This window comes from Roseovarius arcticus (assembly GCF_006125015.1).
Taxonomy (GTDB): domain Bacteria; phylum Pseudomonadota; class Alphaproteobacteria; order Rhodobacterales; family Rhodobacteraceae; genus Roseovarius; species Roseovarius arcticus.
Genome location: NZ_SZZN01000001.1, coordinates 1,283,424 through 1,300,686 on the forward strand (window position 1 = coordinate 1,283,424; position 17,263 = coordinate 1,300,686).

Consider the following 17,263-nt stretch of genomic DNA (forward strand, 5'->3'; position numbering starts at 1 on the left):
ATGACACCGTCCCCTTTACCCGTTATTCGCCTCATGCCGAAAACCTCGCCGACGGGGGTGCGCCGGGGCGTGCCCTGGCTTTATGACAACGAGCTTGTCATGGACCGCCGGACCAAGGCATTGGCCCCCGGCACCGTCGCGCTACTGGAGGATGCGAATCGCGAGCCTCTGGCGCTGGTTGCCGTCAATCCCACCTCGCGCATTACAGCCCGCGTGCTGGATCTGGATACATCCCAAACCATCGACCGCTCTTGGCTGATTGCCCGCCTGCGCCGCGCGCTGGAGTTGCGCGAGACGCTTTTTGATGCGCCCTACTACCGCCTGATCCACGCCGAGGGCGATGGTATGCCCGGCACCATCATCGACCGGTTCGGGGATACCTGCGTGATCCAGCCCAATGCGGCATGGGCCGAGGTCCTGCTGGACGATTTGGCCGCCGCAGTGGCCGAGGTTACGGGTGCAGCGCATGTTCTGAAAAACGCCAGCGGACGGGCGCGTAGCCTTGAGGGGATGGACGACGCCAGCGCCGTTCTGATCGGCGCCGCGCCGGATGCGGCTGTGCCTGTGCTGATGAATGGCGCGACCTATATGGCCGACCTGACCGGCGGGCAAAAGACCGGCATTTTCTATGACCAGCGGCCCAATCATGCGTTTGCGGCGCGTCTGGCCAAAGGCGCGCGCGTGCTTGACGTATTCAGCCACGTTGGCGGGTATTCCCTTGCCGCGCTGGCGCATGGCGCGGAATCGGCGCTGGCTGTCGACGGCTCGGAGCCTGCTCTGACGCTTGCGCAAAATGGCGCGGCCGCGATGGGCATGGACGGCAAGCTGGAAACCCGCAAGGGCGATGCCTTCGACGTGCTGGAGGCACTGGGGCAGGAGAGCGCGCAGTTTGATGTAGTGATCTGCGATCCGCCAGCATTTGCACCGTCGAAAAAGGCGCTTGAGGCGGGTCTGCGCGCCTATGAGCGCACCGCGCGCCTTGCCGCGCCGCTGGTGCGCGAGGGCGGCTATCTGGTGCTCTGTTCTTGCAGTCACGCCGCTGACATGGAGGCGTTTCGCCGCGCCTGCCTGCGCGGCATCGGACGCGGTCTGCATGGTAGCGGGCGATCCTCGCAACTGATTCATACGGGCGGTGCGGGGCCGGATCATCCGCTGCACCCGCATCTGGCCGAAACGGGCTATCTCAAGGCGCTGTTTTTCCGGTTGTGAAGGCGCTGCTCGACACTTGCGTCATCTATCCGACAGTCATGCGCCAGATGCTGCTGGGCGCGGCGCGGGCAGGGGCATTTACCCCGCTTTGGTCGGCGCGCATCATTGAGGAATGGCAGCGCGCCTCGATCAAACTAGGGCCCGCAGGCGTTGCGCAAGCGGGCGCTGAGGCGGCCCTGCTGGCGGCTGATTGGCCTGCTGCCCAAGTGACTTGGCCGCCCTCGCTGGAGGCGCGGCTATGGCTGCCCGATCCTGCCGACACACACGTATTGGCCGCCGCCATCGCAGGGTCGGCAGACGTGATCGTAACGCTTAATTCCAAAGATTTCCCGCGCCAGATACTGGCCGAAGAAGGTCTGTCGCGCAGCGATCCCGACGCATTGTTGCACGGCATCTGGCAAGCATCGCCTGAGATGATGGCGCAGGTCGCCGGGGGCGTTCTGGCCGAGGCGCGCCGCCTAAGCGGCGACGATTGGACACTGCGCGCGCTGCTGAAAAAGGCGCGGCTGCCACGTGTTGCCAAGGCGCTGGGATAGCAGAGCTGCCTAAGCCCCCCAGCGTGCCTCGAGTTTTTCGATAGCGGCAATCCGCTCGTACGTCTTGGGGTGGCTCATCAACCATGCGGGCGCGGCGCCTGAGTTGGACTTGGTCAGCGCCTCCAACTTGCGAAAGAGTGACTTTTGCGGCGCAGTTCCGATCCCGGCCTTCACCAGCAGGGCGGCGGCGTATTCGTCCGCCTCGTACTCGTCGCTGCGCGACAGCCGGGCGGCCAGCAATGATGTCAGTGCGCCTGCGATCATGACGCCGATGCCCGGAATGAACCGCGACAGCACCATTGCCAGCGCGGTGCGCAGCGCATTTTGGCCAGAAAAGTCGATCATGCGCCGCCGCGAATGGCCGAGCGCGACATGCCCAAGCTCATGCGCGATAACCGATGCCATCTCTTCTCCCGACACGTCACCGGATTGAAATTTGGCGTAAAACCCGCGCGTAATAAAGATGCGTCCATCCGGCGCGGCAAGGCCATTAACTGGATCGATCTCGTAGATATGCACCCGGATGCGCGCAAGCTCCAGCGCCGCCGCCAACCTGTCGGTCAGCGCCTTCAGTCTGGGATCGGCCAATTCGGTCGATTTGTCGGTCAAATCACGCGACGTGCGCCAAACCGAGAAATGGTACATGACGAAGGCGTAGATCAGTGCCAGCAGGATTGGGGTAAACTTCAACATAACTCTTATATGGAGCGGCGCTGCGCCATCGGCAAGCGCGGTTCATTCAGCAGGCGTGCCTCCGGCGGGAGTATTGTCAAGTAAGAAAGTAGTTCTTTATCAGTGCCATAGTAGTAGCATCAGTAATCCGATCTACATTGCAATCTACGTCTCAGGTCTGGGCTAAAAATTGTTTTTACTGAAACAGCTAATCAGGCTCATAACCTGAAGGTCGTAGGTTCAAATCCTACTCCCGCAACCATTAATTAACCAATAATATCAAAAGGTTACAAGCCACCTTCGGGTGGCTTTTTGCGTTCGTGAATAAGCCGTGTCCGGCTGGTGTCCGGTTCGAGGGCCGAACTCGAGCGCGGGATTTTCCATCCGAACGTGCGCTGCTCCGGACGCACCCACACCCACTACACCATATTTATTCGGCCTTGGCCATTCTGACTGGGACACTATAGCGTCTTCAGTCCGACCAAGTTTTGGCAATTTCCGGATGGTTCAGTTTGGTTCAGGAATTTCTCGAACTGTTCGTCAGTTAGAATCCCTTCCGATCCGCCACTTGCCCTTGCGAAAGCGTTCTCCGCTCGTTGCCCTAGGCGAAAATTGTCGTTGTTTTCAAGGGTTATGCGGCAAAGGCTGAGCACCGGCCCCGGTGCCAAGAGGCGTGAAGGTGTTCTTTCAGGGCCGATATTCTCTGGACCTGTTAACCGCGCGCAGTCCGGTTCAGAGCGCCATCCCACTGAAATAAAGCAGAATATTTTAGGTTTGCGCTCGGCGTGGTTCGCAGGTCCGTTCGCCTACCTGATGGACCCTAGATCGAACGATCAGCGAACAGCCTTATGCCGCCTGTGCGAAGCCACCATTCACGGCCTGTTGCCACACATGTGCGTAGACGCTTGCAGCAAGGGCTTTCTTTTCGTCGGGCGTGAACGGCGGTGACGGTAGGCTTCCGAAGACTTCGTCCAAGATGAAGACTTCGACATCAGCCTTGGTCTGCTCTTTCTCCCAGAAGCGATCGAGTTCGGCCAAGCGCGCCTTTATGGATGCCAAGAGGTCGCGGCTCGCCTGCTTCACCCGCTCACGAGACGTTTTGTCCAGGTTATCCTTGAGCAGCAGGTCGAAGAGCGCCAGCTCATCTTCACCAAGCCCCTCCTTCGTTGCGCGCTTCTGCTCCTCGTCCAGACTGTTGACGAGTTCGACCAATCGACGGAACGTCTCCTCGATGGTGGTGCGATCTTTCTCCCGATTGTAGTCGGCAATGATCGCCTCGTACTTCACCTGATAGTCCATCCTGGCGGGATTGCGCGCCAGCATCTCGGCGAGTTTCTGTTCGACGATGTCGCGGATGTCCTGAAGCGCAGTCGCTTTGCGTCTGACCTTCTTTGCAAATTCATCGCGCAGCTTCTCAAGATCGATCTGGCTCAGGTCGAAGGTCAGCCCCTCGGCTTGATCGTCCCCTGATGCCTGCGTTCGGATGGCTTCATTGACGATCCGGTGCAGCTCCTTCAACAGCTCTGTCACATCAGCCGTGTCGCGCCGCTCGGTCAGTTTTTTGTAGATTGCTTCAATGTTGTCGTGTCGTTCGGCGTGTGCCCACGCACTGGGCTCCATAAGCAGCGCCTTGAAGCGGATAAACACCTGTCGTGCAAGAATCTCGAAGCGGCGCTTTGCCTCGTCCGTCGAATAGACGGCTTCTACGGCGTCCTTGAGGCCCTTGATGCGCACAAAGCCCTTCGAGCCAAGCAGTACGCCTGGATCGAAGGCGAGGCTGCGCAAATGCGCCTCGGTCGCCTCGATAGCTTCTAGCAGGGCCTGTACGCGCTCCTCGATGGGCGCAATGATTTCTTCACCGCCCGTGCCATCATCGCCTAGCGCATACTGGGCGAGTGCGGCACGCAAGCTTGCTAGCATCCCGTTGTAGTCGACGATCAGGCCGAAGTCCTTGCCAGGATACACCCTGTTTGCCCGCGCTATGGCCTGCATCAGCGTGTGCGCCTTCATCGGCTTGTCGATATAGAGCGTCGACAAGCATTCCACGTCGAAACCAGTCAGCCACATCGCGCAGACGATTGCGACGCGGAATGGGTGCTCGGGGTTCTTGAAAGCCGTCTCGACATCAATCCGCTCGCCATTTCCGGTATTGAAGCCCTGCTTCATCAAGGCGCGGTGCGGGATGATGTCGAACCCCCATTTCTTGAAGTCCGCGACCTCGTTCTGCGCCTCGCTGATGATGATCTCGACGATGGTTTCCTCGAGCCACATTGCCTGCTCAGCCAGTTCTTGCGCTTGCTCCGCGAGTACAAGGCGAAGGGTTTCATCAGCAGCGGCATCTGCTTCGGCTTGCTTAGCGTCGGCGGCCGCCCTGACTTCTGCAGCCTTCGCCCGCCAGCGCGGGACGATCATTTGGTGCATCCGGGCGCAGGTGATCTTGTCGATACACACGAATAGGGATTTTCCGGACTCCCACCTCGTCGCGCAGTGCTCCACGAAATCGGCTGCGATCTTGTCGAGCCGCTCATCGGCGGTGATGACCTCGTAGTCCTTTCCGAGCAGCTTATCGAGGAGCGCCGCCTGATCTGGGTCGAGCTCCGCTTCCTCGATCTTCTCGGCGATCCGTTCGTTCAGGTTCGTCTTGGCGACCCCTAGCTTCTCGCCCCGGTTCTCATAGACTAGCTTGACGGTTGCGCCATCCTCCTCGGAGCGTTTGAAGTCGTAGCGCGAGACGTAATCTCCGAAGATGCGCTTGGTGATCTGGTCCTGTTTGAATAGGGGAGTGCCAGTGAATCCGATGAAGGCAGCGTTGGGCAGCGCCAGGCGCATATTACGAGCGAGCCGCCCCGCTTGTGTGCGGTGGGCTTCGTCAGAGATCACTATAATGTCGTCGCGCTCGCTGTAGGGGTTCTTGGGGTCCACGTCCTTGTTGAACTTGTGGATCAGGCTGAAAACGTACTGGTTGTTTTCCTTCAGGATCCGTTCAAGATCATCGCCGGATGCCGCGCGCGGGGTGTCGTTTTCCGCGACGCCGCAGCCAACAAAGGTCTTGTAGATTTGGCTGTCGAGATCATTCCGGTCGGTCATCAGTAGGAATGTGAAATTGCCCGGCACCTTGCGCCGCACCTTCTCGGCGAAGAATGCCATCGAGTAGGACTTGCCACTGCCCTGCGTGTGCCAGAACACGCCCAAACGGCCTAAATCCGGATGCGCCCGTTCGATGATGTCGACGGGACCTTCGGGAACGAAGGACGGAAGTGAAGGTTCCGCCGCTAGAAGCGCATGATGACCCCTCTTGCGCTTGGCTGGTGTCTTTCGTTCCAGCGGCAACTCCACCACGCGGTGGCGCAGGCGCTCACCGGGCGGGATCTCGGCCTTGATCGCCTCTTGCCTCGCGACGGAGGCTACCGCACGGTTCACGCCCAGAACCTGGTGATTTCTGGCAACCACCTTCCGTGCCGTACCCGCCTTGCTTTCGTCGAACAGGATGAAGTTTTCGACCAGATCTAGCAATCGATCATGCGCAAGCATGCCATTCAACAGCCGCTCCGCATCCACGCTGCCTTCGTCCGCCTCATCTAGCCGCTTCCACTCGTTGAAATGCTCCCAAGTGCTCGTAATCGAGCCATATCGGGCGCCATCACCGTTCGAGACAATTAGGAAGGCGTTATGATGGAAGGCGTGCGCGATGACGTTTTCGTCCATGTAGTCGCGCAGGTTGCCATCAAACCCGGCTCGGATGTTCTTGTAGACGGCCTTTAGCTCAATGAAGACCAGCGGCAGGCCGTTGACGAAGCAGACCAGATCGGCGCGACGGTTGTAGTTGGGCGTCCGCATGCCGGTCAATTTCAACTCTCGCACGGCAAGGAAGCGGTTGGTGCCGAGCGCGTTGTCGAAGTCGATCACCTTGGCACGAGCGGATTTCTGTCGTCCCTTTGCATCGCGATACGTGACGGGTACGCCGCCGCGCAGCATACGATAGAAATCGCGGTTGTGCTGAACCATCGACCGGCTGACGTCATAGACGGTAAGGCCTCGGATTGCGTCCTCGATTGCCGGGGCTGGCAAGTCCGGGTTGAGGCGGTGTAGCGCCGCCCGAAGGTCCCGGGTCAGGACTGCTTCGGTCGTGTCCTTTCGCCCCAGCGTGCCGTCCGGTCCGAAAGTCTCCTGGTTCCAAGCGTATATGCTGTCCCAGCCGAGCACCGTCTCCAAGTGCTCGGCGAAAGTGGTCTGAACCAGTCGATCTTCGCTGTTAATGCCGGTGACGGCCATGCAATGCCTTTCGTAAGATCACGTTTCGCGCTCCTTCAAATAAAGGCCCACGCCGTCAATGATGCCGTCGATGAGTTCGACGCAATGAGAGCAGAAATCAGGGGACATGTAATAGAGCCACGGTTCGCCATCCCGTTCGGCACTCGTGAACCAGGCTTCCGGCCATTTCTCGGACGCGATGCGGTTTGAAAACTTGCCGATCGCCTCGGCTGGCCATTCGAAGCCGTTGTGCAGCATATTGTTGCGATAGGCGAAGAGGGCGGACAGCGTGTTCCGATAGTCGGGCGGCAGAAAGGGCTTGAGCCCGCAGCTTTCAGCCAACTGGTCGATACCGGCCACGAGATCGCCTTTTGGCCCATCGCTGCGGAAAACAATCTGCGGGTTCCAGAACTGATCGTCAGCACGCTGCCTCCGCGCGTTGCCCGCATCCGTGCTCTGCCTTTTCCTCAGCCCCTCGAAGATGGCGACGAACAGGGACTCGATGAAGGGCGCCAGCATTCCGACCGCCGACATGCTGTGCGCCGAATCCATGAACACCGATTGCCAGAACTGATGATCGTAGCTCCATTCCAAGCCCACATCGTCTGGGTTCGCCTCAATTTCCGCCTTGGCTTCTTTCAGTTTGATGCTCGTTGCAGCTGAAGCTTGTTCGTTGCGGTGCATCAGGCTCTTGATGGCATCCAACTGTGTGCCCGGCATTGTTTGTCTGAGCATCCACCCGGCATGCATGCTCGGCGAAATGGAATCGACGAAGCGCTGCCAAGAGGCGGCCGCTTCTTCGTCGAAAGGTGGAGTGGAGCTGTCCTGCGTCACACCGCGATCTCCCCGTTCATCAGGTGCGGCAGGAGGAGGTCGCGGGCTTGGGCGAGCTTCTCGTTCTGGCTGGTCAGGTTGGCTATCTGCTGGTCGATGGTGGCGGCTTGGGCCTCAAACTCCGTGAGTAACATCGACGAAGGGACCGCCAGTTTCTGTCCTTCGAGTTCCTTCTTGTTCGTGGCAGCGTAAATCGCACCCGAACCGATGATATCCTCTGCATAGAAGTGGTTCTTCAGCGCGTAGAAGAGGAACGATTGATGCCCGGTGCGTGACCGGATTGCCGAGAGGCCGCGCCCAAGAACGATCTTGTCCCGCGTAATATTGATGCGTCCGACAGGGGCGCGGACACTTACGAGAATGTCGCCGGCCTCCGCAATCTTCGTGACCATAGTCGAGTATGTGCGATGGCCGACAAAGCGGAAGCCATAGTCCGTCACGCCTTGATGGAACGGCAGGCCATTGCCGGCGTCATTGTAGAACTGCGATTTCGGGCTCTGGCCCATTACGACTTCAGCTAGATCCACCAGCGTCCGCCGCTCCCAGCCATCGGGGACGCCGTCGGTGATCTTGACGTGTTCGTGCCCGGGGAAACGGAAGTGGACGAACCACTCGCGGTAGAGCAGCCGCGTCGCCTCCTCCAACAGCGCAATCCGCCGCCGGTTGGTCTCGATCAGGTCGTCGTAAGCACCGATGACTTGAGATACCTTTTGCTGAATTGTCAGGGGAGGAACTTGAAACCCAAAAGAAAGAATCTTTTTCAACGATAAATTGTCTTGAGTGGCACCTCTCGACACGCTTCGAAAAGCACGTCTCAACGCGTCAAGAGAATACTTTATGTATCGGATATCCGCCAATTCTGGATTTGGAATAAAACCTACAATGCTATCTGGAAAGCAGGCGGGGAAGTTCAAAATCGCCGTTGAGCCCGTGTTTTCACCTGCGATTGTCATACAAAGCGTTTGCTGATCCCAAATTCTACTCTGAGCAACACCTTCAGGACTGTAGGTTTGGCAGTAACCGGAAATAAACAGATCAGCGGCCTGGATGTCCGCCGTCTGGATGAAAGGGGTTTCTCCCCCGTATAATGCAGGATCATTTCGTGGCCGGTGCTTTGAACGTCCGCGGCCGACGAAACCGAGTTCATCGAGTTTGGCTTCTGGCCAACTCACACCCCCAACTCCTCGAAGTTTCGGGCGATCCGAGCCGCCAGGTCTGCTGCCTCTTTGTTCAGCCCCTTCAGGTCGATGTGGATCGACCGCAGCGCCTCTTCGAAGTCGAAATCCTCGTCCACCTCCTCGGGCGCGACGCCGACATAGCGGCCGGGCGTCAGGCTCCAGTCATGCTCTGCGATCTCGGTCCGATCCACCAGCTTCACCAGACCCTCGACATCCGCCAATCGCGCTTCGGGGAACCGCTCCTGTAGCCAGTCCGCCTGTTTTACGAAATACCGGGCGCCCCTCAGCGCCTCCACCGCGTCGACACGCACGCCTTCCAGCGCCTTGCGTGCCTTGTTCACCTCCACGTTGGCCCAGAGATCCGAGTCCCGTGCCTCCAGTTCCTTCATCGCCACATCGACCGCGCGGCCCGCCAGCTTCGCCGCCAGGTCGATCTGCTTGGTCAGATCGCGGCACCGTTCCGCCATGCCATACAATCCTTCGCGCGCCGCATGGAGCGTGGCGTTGTCGCGGCCTTCTTCGTTCGCGCCTTCGGCCCAGGCCTTCGCCCGGACGGCAACCTCTGCCGCGAAGCTTGCAATGTCGTCGTTGAGCGTGGCCTGCACAGCAGTCAGTTCCGTCCAGGTCTCTGCCAGCGGGTCCGGGTCGCGCGCCTCTTTCGCAAAGGGAGCCATTTGGTCGACCAGCTTGGCGATCGCCTCCTTGAAGCCTGTCAGCGGTTCGGCCGTCGCCTGTCCATGTGCGATGGCCTCAGCAAGATAGGATGTAACCAGGTCGAGGTATCGGTCGGACTGTCCGCGATAGAGCCAGATGATGGCGGCGATGTTCTTCTGCTGCTCGGGCGAGTAGTCAAAGATGGCCCGAGTAACCTTGCGATAAATGTTGCGCGCGTCGAGCATTAGGACGTGATCGGCGCGTTCCGGGTCACGCTCCTTTGCCCGGTCAAAGAACCAGAGCTGGCAAGGCACGGTGCGGGTGTAGAAGAAGTTGCCGCGGATATCGATCATCACGTCCACGGCGCCGGTCTCGACGAGCTTCTGGCGCACCTTCGCCTCATCCCGCCCCGCGCTGGACGCCTGGGAGGACATGACGACACCGGCGCGGCCGCTGTCGTTCAGGTAGCTGTAGAAATAGGACATCCACAGGTAGTTGGCGTTGGAGACCTTCTTGCCCTTGTTCACGCCGGGCAGGCCGAAGGGCAGACGAGCGTCGCCTTTGACCTTGTCGGCGTCGACCTCGTCCACGTTGAACGGCGGATTTGCCATCACGAAGTCGCACTTGCCGACAAGTTCGTGCGGATCCTTGTAGTAGGTGATGGCCTCGTTCCCGGCCCGGATGGTGCCCTGCAGCCCGTGGACAGCAAGGTTGGTCTGGGCGAGCTTGGCAGTCGTCTCGTTCTTTTCGTGGCCGTAGAAGGTGACGCGCTTCATCGTGTCCTGCCCTTCTTCTTGGATGAAGTGGCTGGACTGCACGAACATGCCGCCCGAGCCGCAGGCCGGGTCGAAAACGATGCCGTGGTCGGGTTCGATGACGTTGACGATGGTCTGGACGATTGAGGGTGGTGTGAAGAACTCGCCATTGTCGTGGGCGCCCTGTTTGGAAAACTCAGCGAGAAAGTACTCGTAGATGCGGCCGAACACATCACCCGAGGCATTGCGCAATGCCTCTGTGTCGAACTTGCGCATCATGCTTTCGAGAAGATCATCGTCGAAGCGCTCGTAGTCCTTGGGTAATTGACCTGCAAGCGGCGGGAAGTGTTCCTCCACTGCCTCCATGGCTGCGGTCAGCGCCTCGCCAAGTTGCCCGCCCTTGGGCATATCGAGGATCACATCGTAGCGGGCTGCCTCAGGCAACATCATCGCGCGGCGACGTCGGAAGTCGGCATCGACCAAGGGCCGATCTGGCATTTTTCCGGCAGCCTTGTCGGCCTCGATCGCGGCGAGAGCTGCGTAGTAACGGTTCGTGGCCTGTCGCAGGAAAAGGAGCCCCATGATGGGCATGAAATACTCGTTCGATGCGAGCCCGGAGTTGGCCCGCAAATCGTCCGCCATCTTCCAAAGGTCTGCACCGAACTGCTCAATTCCGGTCAGGTGGTCTGCAATCATTCGTTTGTGTTCTTTCCTACGCTATGGCGCTTGGGAGTGGCGCTACCTTCGTCCAGCGCCTTCAACCGCTCGTATTCCTCGACCGACATCACGACGACGACAGTGCGCCCATGCTTGGCTACCGCGACCGGCTCAGCTCGGGCGAGATCAATCAACCTTCCGAAACCGTACTTCGCGTCTTTCGCAGTCAAGATCTGCATCTGACTCTCCGCTTGTGTACGGCATACTTTGGCCAAATTGGCTAATAAACACAAGTCAGCGATCGACCCGAATTTGATCGTCAGCGAGGTTTGCGACGTTCAAAGTCGCAGCAATGTACGCTGCCTGCCCCAATCCATAGGGAGCTCTGACCGCGGTGTTTCCAGTTTCAGGTCGGGCGGCTGTCACCCATAGAGGATGGCCACGTACAATCCCGGGGCGGTTTCGAAAGCCGGGCCGGTTGCCGAAGTCACGCAGATGCTCAGAACAACGCAGGCTGGCCTGTATCGTCAACCCGAAGAACGCCGAGCAACTGCCATGTCTGCGGGCGCTTGGCCATGTTGCCAACGCAGAAGAGCATTCCCCGTTTTGCGTACTGTTCGTTGAAGGTCGTGCTCATCCAGTCGAGTGTTGCCTGGTCGGATCCTTCGCGCTTTCGCCCGTTGAAAAACATGGCATGAGCTTCCCAGTCCCCATTCGCGTAATCATGTGGGCCGGTGCCATCCTCAAACTTGAAACGAAACTCATAGGGGCTTGGTTCAAGTGCCGCCAGTTGCTTGTCAAAAAAGGATCCCTGGCTGGCGGCTTGCTCGTATATTTTCCGTTCGGCGTCGAGTTCCGATTCTGTCTTAGCCTTGTAGTAAAAGCGAGTATTCTTGGGGCGGATCAACGCAAGAGATTTGCCCGCAGCAGCTGCGTCCGCCACCGAATTTGAAACAAGCGGGTTGAGTACCGCGGAGCGGTCCTTTGCAGGCATTGTTCCATCTAAAATGATGGAGTCCTCCATCACGTGGCAACTTTCGCTCCTCCGGTCGCTTGTTGGTGTGCGATATTTGAAATCCACCCAATCCCATCGCTTGAAGGCAGCACCTTCTCCCAAATGTCGAAACCGGACCGGAAACAGCCGTTTGAAATCGCCATAGGGCGTTACCCCGGCGCAGCAAACTGTTTCCCCATGTGTAGCGCTACGCTGCGGTAACGCTTTCACTAGGATGGAAACGCGGCAATTTTGAAGAGTGACGGACATAGCGCTCTGGATCGTCAGCAAAAAGGTTGAAAATATTGAAGCCGAGTTGATTGGTTACTTCACGAGCAACGATCGTTCGATGGCAAGTTTCTGGGTCTCTCTCGAAACAGAGTAAGCACGTGGCCGCAGTGCTGACGGTATCCTTCAGATCCTGAAGCGCGTCCTGCGCAGCATCTGTTTCGATATGGTCGCCATAGATCGAGCGGAAGAGATCAAATTTGCCTGCTCGGGCCGCTTCCCTACCAGGTTTCGGATCTCCAAGTGCGACGAAATGAATGTATTCAATGCCTTCTTCGGTGAGGCGTTGGGCAAGCTTTTTCTTGGAAAAACCGGGTTTGCGTGAAACCGCAACCGCGCGCACGTCAGCAAGCTGCCGGACTCCGGCTGCCTTCAGAGTCCGAACGAACCTGTCAATATCTGTGCCCTCATAGCCGACCGTGAATAGAATGCTCATGCCTGTATCCTTTTCTTGAACCCTAACACGCCCGAATCTTCTCGTGAATCCCCTGAATCGCTCTGTCTTGACCAACGCGCCCTCGGTCCTAGCCAATGTTGCAAGTGGTTGGTATGGAAGGCCCATTCTGCAGGCAACGGTTTCCGAAGGATCTCCAAGGTGAACTCAACCGGCTGACGACCATCGAGAATCGCCTCGACGATGTCGGGCGAGAGCTGTGTAAGCCGCATCGTTCTCGTAAGGTACGATGCTGCGATTCTCTCATGCGAAGCCAGCTCCGCAATCGTCGTAAATTCACCCGCCTCGAGCATCCTTTGCCAGCGAAACGCTCGCGCCAGCGCCTTGATCAATGTTTTGTCTATCTTGCGCTGGCTGGATGCCCCCTCCGGCATCTGCATTTCCTTGCGGCCGCCTCGTTTCACATGGCGGAACGGCACGTGCAGGAAGCCTCAAGCTCATTTCACCTTGTTAAGCTCAACATCGGCTGGAGTTGCCGTGGCTGTCTCGAAAAATAGACATCCATCTGCTGGATTTGTTCCAGCGAGAAATAAGCAGGTTCCTCCCCTTTGCAGGCCTGCTTATGATCTCTCTGAAAAAATATCTCGAATTCTTTTGCCCTTCCTTGCCACGATCCGATCCCTCCGTTCAGCTTTGGCAATGTGCTGGTGAACAAATCTTTGCATTGATCATCCATAGAATAGCTGAGGCCCAGTCGCTCCGCTGCCCACGACCTGACAGCGCCATACATGTAGTAGATGGGGTCACCCTGAGTTTTTCTAAGGTACATTGGCGGCACTGCCTCAGGGCCTTCGCTACGAACCCTCCAATTATGCAGGGTCGCTGATGTCACGCCAAGCAGGGCTGCGGCTTGCGGGGCAGACAGCAACCACCAAGGGGGAATAAGCGGCCATTTGACTGGATTCTTGAACAGGTTTGATCCTGAAATTTTGCTCATATTTATCTCGGATTATTTGTCAAAGGGCTTGGCGGCGGCAAATGCCATGTATGTTTGGTGTAGGCCGTGTAGGCTCTAACCCTAACTTCCCTACTATTACTTTTCTCTGGAAAGTTAGGGTATAAGACTACACTACCTACACTGCTAGAGAGAGAGGGCGTTCGCCGCAGCTAATACCTGGCCAGACCTTACCCTTATTAGTTCGCGTTTGCTGAATCCTCGTTCGCTTCACGATCTCCGATTTAAAGATTGGTTGGCTGATTGCCTTGGTGCCGTTCGATTGGGACCAGCGTTGATACTTCGAATACAAACGGCTTGCTGTTACAGATCCTTCGGGGTCGAGCACGCATTCGTCCTCGATAAAGGACTGGATCATATCCGATGAAACCATATATCGAGCAGCTTCCTGCTTTATAGTTTCAGGAATATTGAGCCCAAACGCTTGATAATCCTTCAGTCCTTGAAGCAAGCGGTTGAGAATGCCGCTCCCTTCCACCCGCAGCTTCGCAGGCAGATCGCGGTCGCAGTCATCTTCTGGCACCACCTTTTCAAAAGGCAGCAGGATCAGTCGACGCCCCAGCGCTTGATCGCCTCCGTCGACGACAGGAAGCGCATTTGTCGCCATAAACATGACGCACTCTGGCTTGAACTCAAAATGTTCCTTGTATAGGGCGCGAGCCGAGATAATATCCCCGCCAGTGATGCGCTTTATCAGAGCTGTATCGAGGATCTCGCCCGTCGCTAGTTCGGATGTTGCAACCATCCTTGCTCCTTTTAGGCGGGCGAGATCATTACGAATTCCTGCGTTTTTCTGCCTTATGAACGTGCTCGGCTCAGCATTGCAGGCGTAATCATCGAGAATATACGCAATGATATCGATCAGCGTCGATTTCCCGTTGCGACCAGGGCCGTGGAAGATCGCAAAGACTTGCTCCTTAGGATTGCCAAGCAAAGCGTACCCAAACAGGCGAAGCGCAAAGCGCTGAGTCTCTTGTGAAAGCGCTGATGCCATGAAGCTGTCAAAAACGGGGCATATAGCGACTGGATCGTATGCCACCCCGGCCAGTTTGGTTGAATTGTCATTGGCACTGTGCGGTCGTAACTCGTGATCTTCGAGGCCAAGAGTACCGTTCAGCAAATTGAGCTCGCCGACGGATCGATCAAAATCGCCAAACGAGCGCATGATATTGGGATCCGTCGAAAGAAGGTCGAAAACCCTATTAACCTTTGGCGCCGAAAGGAGCTGCTTGGCACTTTTCATTGCGTCAATGTCACCCGATTTTTTTGCTGCGCTAGCAAGCTCTTCAAGGAAGCGCTTGGTTTGTTCTTTCGCATGCGCGCCCTTGGGATCGTCTACCCAGCGCGCTCCATCAAAGCGCATCCAGCCCGTAGTGGAGGTTTGACAGGACGTACCTGCAATCTTGAGGGCCACTAGGTTTGACAGGGGAACGTCATCATATTCGATTTTCGTTCCAGCTTCATATCCCGATATACTGCGGGCGATTCCCCAAACCTCATCGTCTGGTAGCGGATAGGATGCGGTCGCGTTTAGGGCCAACAAAGCCGCATATAGCTGGTCTGCATCATAGCCGTGGTGAGCACGAAGGAAGCCCGCCATGCTGGTAAGGCTATTGTTGCGTGATCCAGCTGATAAGGGGCGCGTTGGAGCTGAATTAGTGTTTGCCGCGACTAGTTTTTTTGAAGCCAGTTTGTCGATCAGCTTTTGTGGTGGCAAAGGGATTTGATTAAGCATTTGTACTCTCCCAAGTATAACGGTTTCCAGATTTGTGGATTGAAGGTGGGGCGATTACATAGCCGCCATTAGCACGCACATCGAGGTTTGGACCAAGCTTGCTGGCACTGCCGCCGACTGGTTGATCGGGCATCTGCATGTAAATGTGCCAGCCGCCACTGCCAGTTCGGACAACGGCCTCACGGGGCAGGGGGCCAGTTTCGGCCTCCAAGCGTTTCAGTGCGGCCTCGCCCTGCTTGTCTGCCCCGACATCCACGTCGAGGATGAGTAGACCCGACACTGACCCCGTAGCGATAGCGACGTTGGCTTCCGGCCAATTAGTCCACCACTGCTGAACTGTGTCGGGGTCAGTAGAGGCGGCCTTGAAACCACCCGCGACCATCGGGTGTTTACCTGCGGGGCCACAAGTCGGATTGCCACACGTGCATTCACCGTGCTGGATGCTGTGGGCAGGGAATACCGCCCAACTGTGTTTCGGCGTGCAAAACTGACCCCATTGACGGGGTAATCGGCGTCCAATTTTGACCCCCCTCATGTTTCATCTAACCATCCGTTGTGCGGCAGCGGATGGAGGGGGAGTTGAAGCGAGTGGATACGATTGCGCGGGTGCGTCGGGCGTTTCATGTGCAGGGCTGGTCGATGAAGCGCATCGCCCGGGAGTTGCATTTGTCGCGCAATACGGTGCGCAAGATCCTGCGAACGGACGAGACCGATTTCACATACGAGCGGGAACACCAGCCGATGCGGCGGATCGGGCCATGGCGGGCTGAGGTCGACCGGTTCCTGGTGGCCAATGAAGGCAAACCATCGCGTGAACGGCTGACGATGATCCGGATCTATGAGGAAGTTCGGGCGCTTGGCTATGAAGGCAGCTACGACGCAGTTCGACGCTATGCCAAGACATGGTCGAAGGCGCGCGGGTCAGCTGCAGCGGAAGCATATGTGCCGCTCTACTACGCGCCGGGCGAGGCTTACCAGTTTGACTGGAGCCATGAGATCGTGCTGATCGGCGGCGTCACGACGACGGTGAAGGTCGCACATGTCCGGCTGTGTCACAGTCGGATGATGTTCGCGCGGGCCTATATGCGTGAGAGCCAGGAGATGGTGTTCGACGCGCATGAGCGCGCCTTCGCCTTTTTCAAAGGGGCCTGCACGCGCGGCATCTACGATAATATGAAGACAGCAGTCGAGGCAGTCTTCATTGGCAAGGAGCGGCTTTATAACCGGCGGTTTCTGCAGATGTGCAGCCATTATCTGGTTCAGCCGGTCGCCTGCACCCCGGCGTCCGGCTGGGAGAAAGGTCAGGTCGAGAACCAGGTCGGCCTTGTTCGCGAGCGATTTTTCACGCCCCGGCTTCGGGTCAAAAGCCTGGACGAGCTGAACGTCTGGCTACTCGACAAGTGCATCGCCTATGCCAAGGCGCACAAGCATCCCGAGCGCAGTGATCAGATGATCTGGCAAATGTTCGAAGCGGAACGCGCGACCCTCGTGCCCTATGTCGGCCCGTTCGACGGGTTTCATTCAGTTCCGGCTTCGGTGTCGAAGACGTGCCTCGTCAGGTTCGACAACAACAAGTATTCGGTCATCTCAACAGCCGTCGGGCGGCCCGTCGAAGTCCACGCCTATGCCGAGAAGATCGTCATCCGACAAAATGGCGTTGTCGTGGCCGAACATCCCCGCTGCTTCGGTCGCAACGAGACGGTCTATGATCCCTGGCACTATGTCCCTGTGCTGGCGCGTAAACCCGGTGCGTTGCGCAATGGCGCACCGTTCCAGAACTGGGTGCTGCCAACTGCGATGGCCGACGTGCGGCGCAAACTCAAGAGCGTCAGCGACGGTGATCGTCAGATGGTCGCCATTCTCGGCTGTGTCGCTGGTGATGGCATTGTCGCCGTCGAGGCGGCCTGTCAGGAGGCGCTGGCACAAGGCGTGTTCTCGGCGCCGGTGATCATCAACATCCTCGCCCGCAGCCGGGATCATACACCACCGCCATTGCTTCTCACCCCCACCGCGTTGCGACTGACCCACGAGCCCGTGGCTGATTGCGCACGCTATGACAGCCTCAGGAGAACAAGTCGCTATGGAACGCAC

Annotated in this window: 14 protein-coding genes and 1 pseudogene; 3 read left to right on the forward strand and 12 right to left on the reverse strand. The window is 57.9% G+C overall.

Annotated elements, in window-relative coordinates; translation table 11 throughout:
* Complete coding sequence (locus MK6180000_RS06060; protein ID WP_138933924.1) at window positions 1-1,209, forward strand: RSP_2647 family RNA methyltransferase; 1,209 nt, start codon at window positions 1-3, stop codon at window positions 1,207-1,209.
* Window positions 1,206-1,745, forward strand: coding sequence for an RSP_2648 family PIN domain-containing protein (locus MK6180000_RS06065; RefSeq protein WP_138933925.1), 540 nt, complete (start codon window positions 1,206-1,208; stop codon window positions 1,743-1,745). The genes MK6180000_RS06060 and MK6180000_RS06065 overlap by 4 nt, the downstream gene beginning before the upstream one ends.
* A gap of 9 nt (window positions 1,746-1,754) precedes the next feature.
* Here the strand turns inward: MK6180000_RS06065 and MK6180000_RS06070 are convergent, their stop codons facing one another.
* The 12 genes from MK6180000_RS06070 to MK6180000_RS06125 form a co-directional block, all read right to left on the reverse strand.
* Entirely contained in the window at window positions 1,755-2,438 is a 684-nt protein-coding gene (locus tag MK6180000_RS06070) for a M48 family metallopeptidase (RefSeq protein WP_138933926.1), read from the reverse strand.
* Window positions 2,439-3,263: 825 nt separating this feature from the next.
* Window positions 3,264-6,689 carry a type I restriction endonuclease subunit R gene (locus tag MK6180000_RS06075; protein ID WP_138933927.1) on the reverse strand — a complete coding sequence of 1,142 codons (3,426 nt, stop codon included), beginning with the start codon at window positions 6,687-6,689 and terminating at the stop codon, window positions 3,264-3,266.
* An 18-nt stretch (window positions 6,690-6,707) separates the two neighbouring features.
* Entirely contained in the window at window positions 6,708-7,502 is a 795-nt protein-coding gene (locus MK6180000_RS06080; protein WP_138933928.1) for a hypothetical protein, read from the reverse strand.
* Window positions 7,499-8,674, reverse strand: a complete 1,176-nt coding sequence (locus MK6180000_RS06085; protein ID WP_138933929.1) for a restriction endonuclease subunit S — start codon at window positions 8,672-8,674, stop codon at window positions 7,499-7,501. Before MK6180000_RS06085 ends, MK6180000_RS06080 begins: the two co-directional genes overlap by 4 nt.
* Window positions 8,671-10,785 (reverse strand): class I SAM-dependent DNA methyltransferase, encoded by a 2,115-nt coding sequence (locus tag MK6180000_RS06090; protein ID WP_138933930.1) that lies wholly within the window; start codon window positions 10,783-10,785, stop codon window positions 8,671-8,673. Before MK6180000_RS06090 ends, MK6180000_RS06085 begins: the two co-directional genes overlap by 4 nt.
* The gene (locus tag MK6180000_RS06095; protein WP_138933931.1) at window positions 10,782-10,985 is read right to left on the reverse strand and encodes a type II toxin-antitoxin system Phd/YefM family antitoxin; all 204 of its coding nucleotides are present in this window, start codon (window positions 10,983-10,985) and stop codon (window positions 10,782-10,784) included. The genes MK6180000_RS06090 and MK6180000_RS06095 overlap by 4 nt, the downstream gene beginning before the upstream one ends.
* 260 nt (window positions 10,986-11,245) lie before the next feature.
* The gene (locus MK6180000_RS06100; protein ID WP_246040442.1) at window positions 11,246-11,773 is read right to left on the reverse strand and encodes a hypothetical protein; all 528 of its coding nucleotides are present in this window, start codon (window positions 11,771-11,773) and stop codon (window positions 11,246-11,248) included.
* A gap of 175 nt (window positions 11,774-11,948) precedes the next feature.
* Window positions 11,949-12,464: a DUF488 domain-containing protein gene (locus MK6180000_RS06105; RefSeq protein WP_138933932.1), complete on the reverse strand. Its 516-nt coding sequence runs from the start codon at window positions 12,462-12,464 to the stop codon at window positions 11,949-11,951.
* Entirely contained in the window at window positions 12,461-12,856 is a 396-nt protein-coding gene (locus MK6180000_RS20955) for a hypothetical protein (RefSeq protein ID WP_342777705.1), read from the reverse strand. The genes MK6180000_RS06105 and MK6180000_RS20955 overlap by 4 nt, the downstream gene beginning before the upstream one ends.
* Window positions 12,857-12,924: 68 nt before the next feature.
* Window positions 12,925-13,419 (reverse strand): hypothetical protein, encoded by a 495-nt coding sequence (locus tag MK6180000_RS06115; RefSeq protein WP_138933933.1) that lies wholly within the window; start codon window positions 13,417-13,419, stop codon window positions 12,925-12,927.
* A 136-nt stretch (window positions 13,420-13,555) separates the two neighbouring features.
* Entirely contained in the window at window positions 13,556-15,172 is a 1,617-nt protein-coding gene (locus tag MK6180000_RS06120; RefSeq protein WP_138933934.1) for a phage/plasmid primase, P4 family, read from the reverse strand.
* On the reverse strand, window positions 15,165-15,707 hold the full coding sequence (locus MK6180000_RS06125) for a bifunctional DNA primase/polymerase (protein ID WP_138933935.1): 543 nt from the start codon (window positions 15,705-15,707) through the stop codon (window positions 15,165-15,167). The genes MK6180000_RS06120 and MK6180000_RS06125 overlap by 8 nt, the downstream gene beginning before the upstream one ends.
* 44 nt (window positions 15,708-15,751) lie before the next feature.
* Here MK6180000_RS06125 and istA point away from each other — a divergent pair.
* Window positions 15,752-17,242, forward strand: a pseudogene (gene istA / locus MK6180000_RS06130) (IS21 family transposase); the annotation flags it as partial.
* Window positions 17,243-17,263: the final 21 nt, after the last annotated feature.